The sequence below is a fragment of the Anaerococcus sp. genome, from assembly GCF_030825785.1.
In the GTDB taxonomy this organism is placed as follows: Bacteria; Bacillota; Clostridia; order Tissierellales; family Peptoniphilaceae; genus Anaerococcus.
In genome coordinates, this window is record NZ_JAPJPG010000062.1 from 1 (window position 1) to 6,901 (window position 6,901).

4 protein-coding genes and 1 pseudogene are annotated in these 6,901 nt (G+C 37.3%); all 5 read left to right on the forward strand.

All coding sequences use genetic code 11. The features are described from left to right. Positions 1-197 (forward strand): annotated as a pseudogene (pheS, locus tag RCH56_RS07200) (phenylalanine--tRNA ligase subunit alpha); the annotation flags it as partial. Positions 198-205: 8 nt separating this feature from the next. Beyond that, positions 206-2,593, forward strand: coding sequence for a phenylalanine--tRNA ligase subunit beta (pheT, locus tag RCH56_RS07205; protein ID WP_306484303.1), 2,388 nt, complete (start codon positions 206-208; stop codon positions 2,591-2,593). Positions 2,594-2,602: 9 nt separating this feature from the next. Then, the gene (gene zapA, locus RCH56_RS07210) at positions 2,603-3,094 is read left to right on the forward strand and encodes a cell division protein ZapA (RefSeq protein ID WP_306484304.1); all 492 of its coding nucleotides are present in this window, start codon (positions 2,603-2,605) and stop codon (positions 3,092-3,094) included. Then, positions 3,094-5,304 carry a U32 family peptidase gene (locus RCH56_RS07215; protein ID WP_306484305.1) on the forward strand — a complete coding sequence of 737 codons (2,211 nt, stop codon included), beginning with the start codon at positions 3,094-3,096 and terminating at the stop codon, positions 5,302-5,304. The genes zapA and RCH56_RS07215 overlap by 1 nt, the downstream gene beginning before the upstream one ends. Next, positions 5,304-6,901: endonuclease MutS2 (locus tag RCH56_RS07220; protein WP_306484306.1), on the forward strand; the 1,598-nt coding region annotated here is incomplete at its 3' end. The genes RCH56_RS07215 and RCH56_RS07220, both read left to right, overlap by 1 nt.

Sequence of the window (6,901 nt, forward strand, 5' to 3'; positions counted from 1 at the left end):
ACACTGGTTGGTCAATGGAACTTTTGGGTGGAGGAATGGTTCATCCAAATGTACTAGAGGCTTGCGGTATTGATAGCGAAAAATACACAGGCTTTGCCTTTGGTCTAGGAGTCGACAGGATTGCCATGGTTAAATATGGACTCGATGACATAAGACTTCTTTATGATAATGACAAGAGATTTATGGAACAATTCTAGGAGGATATATGTTAGTACCTTTAATATGGCAAAAAGATTATATAAAAATTGATAAAGACCTTAAGACAATTACTGATAGGCTTTCAGAGACAGGATCGCATGTAGAAGAAGTTACAATTCACACATCTGATCTTGATGGAATCCTTGTAGGCAAAGTTACCAATCAAGAAAAACATGTGGATGCTGATAGACTCCAAGTTCTTACAATAGATATTGGAAAAGATGAACCAATCACTATTATAACCAATGCCAAAAATACCAAGAAGGGCGACTACCTTCCAGTTATCACATCAGGAACTAAGCTTGATGATGGAACAATAATTGAAGATCATGACTTTTTTGGAATTGTAAGCCAAGGCATGCTTACAGCCTACAGCGAGCTAGGCTATGAAGATTCTGTAATTCCAAAGGAACTTAGGGAGGGAGTTATAGTTCTAGAAGGTGAATATGAGCCAGGCACTCCCCTAAGCCAAGTAATTCACTCAAATAGCCCAGTTATAGAATACGAAATCACACCAAACAGACCAGACTGCTTATCAATAATCGGTATGGCAAGAGAAACTGCTGCAAGTTTTGGAGAAAAAATCACCTATCCAAGTCTCGACTTTAAGGAAAATGATGAGGACATAAAAGACTATTCTAATGGAGTTTCTATTGAAAGTGATAAGTGTAATCGCTTTGTAGCAAGAGTTGCCAAGAATGTCGAAGTCAAAAGATCTCCTCAATGGTTACAAAACTACCTTATGCTTGCTGGTATGAGACCAATAAATAATATAGTAGACATTACAAACTTCGTAATGCTTGAAACAGGTCAACCCCTTCATGCCTATGACCTCGACAAATTAGCTGATCAAAAAATTATAGTAAGAGATGCTAAGGAAGGAGAAATCCTAAAGACCCTTGATGGAGTAGATAGGAAGCTCGACTCTTCAATGCTTGTTATAGCTGATGGTAAGGAAGCGATCGGCCTTGCAGGTCTTATGGGAGGAATGGATTCTGAAGTAACCCTTGATACCAAAAATATCCTCCTTGAGGCTGCAAATTTCGATCAGGCAAATATCAGAAAGTCATCGAAAACTCTAGGTCTTAGAAGTGAAGCAAGCTCAAGATTTGAAAAAGGTGTTCCAGTTGAGATGGCAGACTTTGCTTCAAGAAGGGCTATGAGATTAATCGACGTACTTGCTATAGGAGAAGTTGTCGGTGGATCAATCGATGAAGGCATAAAAGAAAGAGAAGAGATAAAGGTAGATCTTAGACTAGAAAGACTAAACATGCTAACAGGTGTGGACTTTGACCTAGATACTGCTATTAGAAATCTAGAGCTTCTAGAATTTGAAGTAGAAAAGCTAGATGATAAAAGGCTTAGGGTAAGAGTTCCTTACTTTAGAAGTGATGTCACTATAGAAGCAGACCTAATAGAAGAAGTAGTTAGACTTTATGGAATGGGAAATATCGAAAATGCTCCTTTAGTATCATCCCTTCAAAGAGGAGAAAGATCTAAGAGAAGACTTCTAAGAGATGAGCTTTGCAGTAAGCTTGTTGGACAAAAATTCTCAGAGCTTGCAACCTATTCTTTCATCTCCCCAAGAGAATTTGACAGACTAGGTGTAGATAAGGATTCTAATCTTCGTGATTATATCAAGCTAATAAATCCACTTGGTGAAGACTACTCAGTAATGAGAACAAGTCAAGTTCCTTCTATGCTAGATGTAATTGCTAAAAATATAAAATACGGTCAAAAGGACATGAGGTTTTTCGAGCTAGATAGGACATTCGAGAAAACTTCAGACAAGCTTCCAAAGGAAAATATAACCCTAACCATGGGTCTATATGGAGATTATTCCTTCTACGACCTTAAGGATTTCTTTACCCTAGCCATGGGAGAGGTTGGATTTACTGGTTTTACATTCAAAGCAAATGAGAATATCTATGCCTTCCACGCTGGCCGCTGTGCAGATATCTTCTATGAAGGAGACCATGTTGGTATTATGGGTGAGATCTCCTACGAAGTGCGTGATGAATATGAGATAGATAAGGGAGCCTTAATCCTTGAGATTAATCTTGCTAAGATTGAAGATAAGAGAATAATTGATAGAAAATATAAACAAATAGCAAAATTCCCAGCTATAGAAAGGGACTATTCATTTGTATGCGACAGAAATCTTGAGTCAGAACTAATAGAAAATACTATAAGAGAAAACGGATCTGGCCTTGTAGATAAGATTAGCCTATTTGACATTTATACAGGAGAGCATATAGAAGAAGATAAGAAGTCAATTTCTTATAAGGTCCTCTACAGGGCTAAGGATAAGACCCTAAAGGATAAGGATATAGCAGGAATAGAGAAGAAAATCCTCGATTGCTTGGCCGAAGAGGATATTGTATTACGTAGTTAGGAGTAGTATTTGAGCGAATATAAAGTTGATGTCAAAATAGACGGCAAGACCTACACCCTAGTCTCCAAGGAGCCTAAGGAAAATATTAAAGATATAGCAGAAATATTTGATAGGAAAATTCAAGAAGTTAAATCCAATAGGCTTACTTTTGATAGGCAACTAGTATTGGCTGGTGTAAATATTACAGATGACCTCTATAGACTTGCCGAAAAGTATAAGAGCCTTAAGGAAAAAAGTGAAGTTCCTCTAAGAGAATACCCTAAGCTAAAAGAAGATATAGAATTAATCAGAAGCGAGAAAGATAAGCTTCTTAGTGAAAGTTTAGAGAATAAAACTAGACTAGATGAGCTAGATAAGGAAAATTCTAAGCTTAAGAGAGATCTTGTAAGATACAAGGATTCTAAAGAGACTATAGATAAACTAAAAAACGAAGTCAAAAGACTTCAAGTAGAAGTAATGGACCTTAGTAAGGAAAATGACAGCTTGAAAGGAAAACTTTGATGGCAAAATCTGAAATCCTAGCTCCAGTTGGCAATGAAGAGATGCTTTATGCAGGCCTTGCCGCTGGGGCTTCTAGCTTTTATATGGCAGTGGACGACTTTGGAGCCCGTGCCTATGCCAAAAATTTTGATATAGAAAATGTGGGAAGCTTTATCGACCTCATCCACCTATTTGGAAAGAAGGTATTTGTGACTATGAATATCTTAATCAAGGATGAGGAGATGGAAAAGGCGGTATACTACGCCAAAAAGCTCTACGAATACGGGGCAGATGCCCTAATAATCCAAGACCTGGGCCTATTTACAATCTTAAAAGACCAAATGCCAGGAATGGATCTACATGCTTCAACCCAAATGGCCGTAAGAGACTATTACGGAGCGAAAAGCCTCATGGACTTAGGTTTTGATAGGGTAGTTATTGCTAGAGAGACTCCAATCGAGGAGCTTAGAAAAATTGCTACCCTTCCTGTAGAAAAGGAAGTTTTCGTCCACGGTTCCTTGTGCGTATCTTACTCTGGAGAATGTTTGATGAGCTCCTACTTTGGTGCTCGTTCTGCTAATAGGGGAAGATGTGCTGGGATTTGTAGGCAAAAATACTCGCTTATAGCAGATGGGAAAACTTTGGCTGATGATTATTTCCTAAATATGAGAGATTTAAATGTCATAGATCAAATCGATCAGTTAGTAGACCTCGGCATAGATTGCTTCAAGATCGAAGGTAGGATGAAAAGTCCAGAATATGTCTATACTAGTGTAAAAAGCTATAAGGATAAGATAGATAAAAATTCTTACGACAAAAATGATTTAAGAGATATATCAAACAGAGGCTACACCAAGGGATTTATCTTTGGACAAAAGAGTGATTATGTAAGACTTTCATCTGATGCCAAGCATAGATCTGTAGGGAAAGTCATCAAAGAAGGAAATAAAAAGTACTTTATTAATTCATCCGACCTTCTTCTAGGAGATAATCTAGAGATAATCACAGATAAGGGCAAGAAATTACCCTATACCTTGACTGAAAATCTAAAGAAAAAGTCTAAAACTTATCTCAACCAATATACAGACGCCAAGGAAGGATCCGATGTATATATCCTAAATTCTCAAAAGATAGGGCTTAACTTAGAAAAGGCTCTAAGAGAATATAAAAATCTTCCGATAAGAATTGACTTTAGGGCCAAGGTAGGCGAGCCTGCAGAGATTACCATGACCTATGAGGATAAGTCAATTAGCCTAAGTACAGATGACAATCTAGAAAGGGCTAAGAAGATTTCTCTGACAGAAGAAGACATGAGGGAAAATTTAAGCAAGTTTGGGGACGATATCTATAAGGCAAGGCAAATTAATATAGTCATGGATCCAGATGTCTTCATTAGAAAAAAGGACATCAATAGATTAAGAAGAGCAGGATCTGCTAAGCTTAAAGAAGAAATCCTCAAATCTTTTAGGAGGGATGAAATCAATATAGAAATCCCTAGCCAAGGCAATAAGAAAGATCATAAGAAGGAAATAAACGTAGAGCTTAAAAATACTAATATAAGCCCAAGTCTTTTAAAAGACTTTGATAATATTTACCTAGAAGAATATGATGATAAATATGCTGGATTTAGTCTTTATCTAATCCTTAATTCCCACACAGACTACGATATAGATGAGCTTATAGCCTTCATCAAGGAAAGATCTATCAAGGGTGTAGTCTTCAATAACTATAGAGACCTTGCCTTTGTTGATAAATTCAGGGAAAATAATATAAAAATCAGGATAGGCAGATACCTAAATGTCTTCAATAAATTTACCTACGATTTTTACGATAGGTTCGCCGAGATGACTTCATCATCGGTAGAAGCAACCTTCGATTCTATAATTCAAAATGGGCAATACTTTAATGTAGAAGCCCTGACCTATGGGAGAATTGAGCTTATGAATATGGTCCATTGTCCATTTTCTACTATCAAAAAGTGCGGCCTTAAGGGATGTTCTAGCTGTAGGTTTAGAAATGGAGAAATGGTAAATGAAAATGGCGATAGGCTTAAGATAATAAGAAGAGAAGGCATAAGTAGGATCTATCCATCTGAGGCATCTAAGGTAGATCGGAGAAACTTTACCAGCGATATTTCCCTCCTAGTTCAGGTCTTTTCGGATGAAGATATAAGAGATTACCAAGACAGAAAAGAAACTAACAATCTAAATTACGATAGAGGTGTTATTTAATGCAAGAAAAAAGCTTAAAGGTTTTAGAATATGAAAAGATTCTAGAAAGACTTGCTGGATGTGCAAGGTCAAATCTTGTAAAGGATCAGATCCTCAAGCTAAGACCTTTTGATGATATAAATTATATAAGAGAAGAGCTTTACGAGACTGCTGCTATGGTCGATGTGATTAGGAAAAATGGAAACATAGACCTCTTCGGTCTCTTCGATCTTACAGAAATTGTAGCCTATATTAGGAAAAATGGCATACTCGATCCAGGAGAGCTCTTAAAAGTCCTTGACCTACTAAGGGTGAGTGAATATCTAAAAGATTATGGGAAAAATATCGAAGATAGGAAGATTTCTGATATTTTTTCTAGAATCTCAATCAATGATTTTCTCAAAAACGAAATCGATAGGTCTATAATTAATGAGGAGGAAATAGCAGATTCTGCCTCATCTACCCTTAGAAATATTAGACGTCAAAAGCAAAGGAAGGAAGCAGATATAAGGATTAAGCTAAATTCATATATCACAAATTCTAAATACGATGACGCCCTACAAGATAAGGTAGTATCGGTAAGGGATGGTAGATATGTAGTTCCTGTAAAGACTAATAAGCGTGCCTTGATAGGTGGAATTGTCCACGACAAGTCATCTTCTGGAAACACTCTTTTTATAGAACCAGGGGCCATAGTAGAGCTTAACAATCAGCTGAGAGACCTAGAGATTAAGGAAGAAGATGAAATCAGGAGAATCCTCGATAGACTTTCTAGACTTGCCCAAGGCTTCGATGTAGAGCTACTAGAAAATCAGAAGTTGATAGCAAGGATTGATTTCCTACAAGCAAAGTCTAGATTTGCCATAGAAAATGAGTATAGCCTTCCTATAATTACAGATGAAAAGAAAGTCGACTTAAAATCAGCAAGACACCCACTCCTTCCTGGTAGGGTTGTGCCAATCGATGTAAGAATCGGGGGAGACTATACTACTTTAATAATCACAGGGCCAAATACTGGAGGTAAGACTGTAAGTCTAAAGACTGTAGGGCTAATAAGTGCAATGGCTCAGACAGCCCTTTTCATACCAGCCTACGAGGGAAGTAAGCTTTGTGTCTTCGATGATATTTTCCTAGACATAGGAGATACCCAGTCTATAGAGATGAGTCTGTCGACTTTTTCTGCATCCCTAACCAACATCGTCGATATATTAAAAAACTCTACAGAAAACTCCTTGGTCCTTTTAGATGAGATTGGTTCAGGAACAGATCCGGTAGAAGGGGCTGCCCTTGCTATTTCTATCCTTAATTCCTTGACCCAAAAGAAAGTTATGACCTTCTCTACTACCCATTACAGCGAGTTAAAATACTATGCTGTAGAGACTTCTGGTGTTATGAATGCATCTGTAGAATTTGATGTAGATACACTTTCTCCAACCTATAAGCTTGAAATAGGGACTCCAGGTAAGTCCAACGCCTTCGAGATTTCCAAAAGACTGGGTCTTCCTTACGAGATTTTAAACAATGCCAAAAATCTTATAGGAGATGATACCAAAAATATCAACAAAATCCTTGCAGAAATCGAAGAAGATAAGAAGGAAATTGAAGATAAGAATAAGGA

Coding starts and splice junctions, on each gene's coding strand:
- RCH56_RS07215 (WP_306484305.1), top strand. CDS start 3,094: ATGGCAAAATCTGAAATCCTAGCTCCAGTTGGCAATGAAGAGATGCTT.
- pheT (WP_306484303.1), top strand. CDS start 206: ATGTTAGTACCTTTAATATGGCAAAAAGATTATATAAAAATTGATAAA.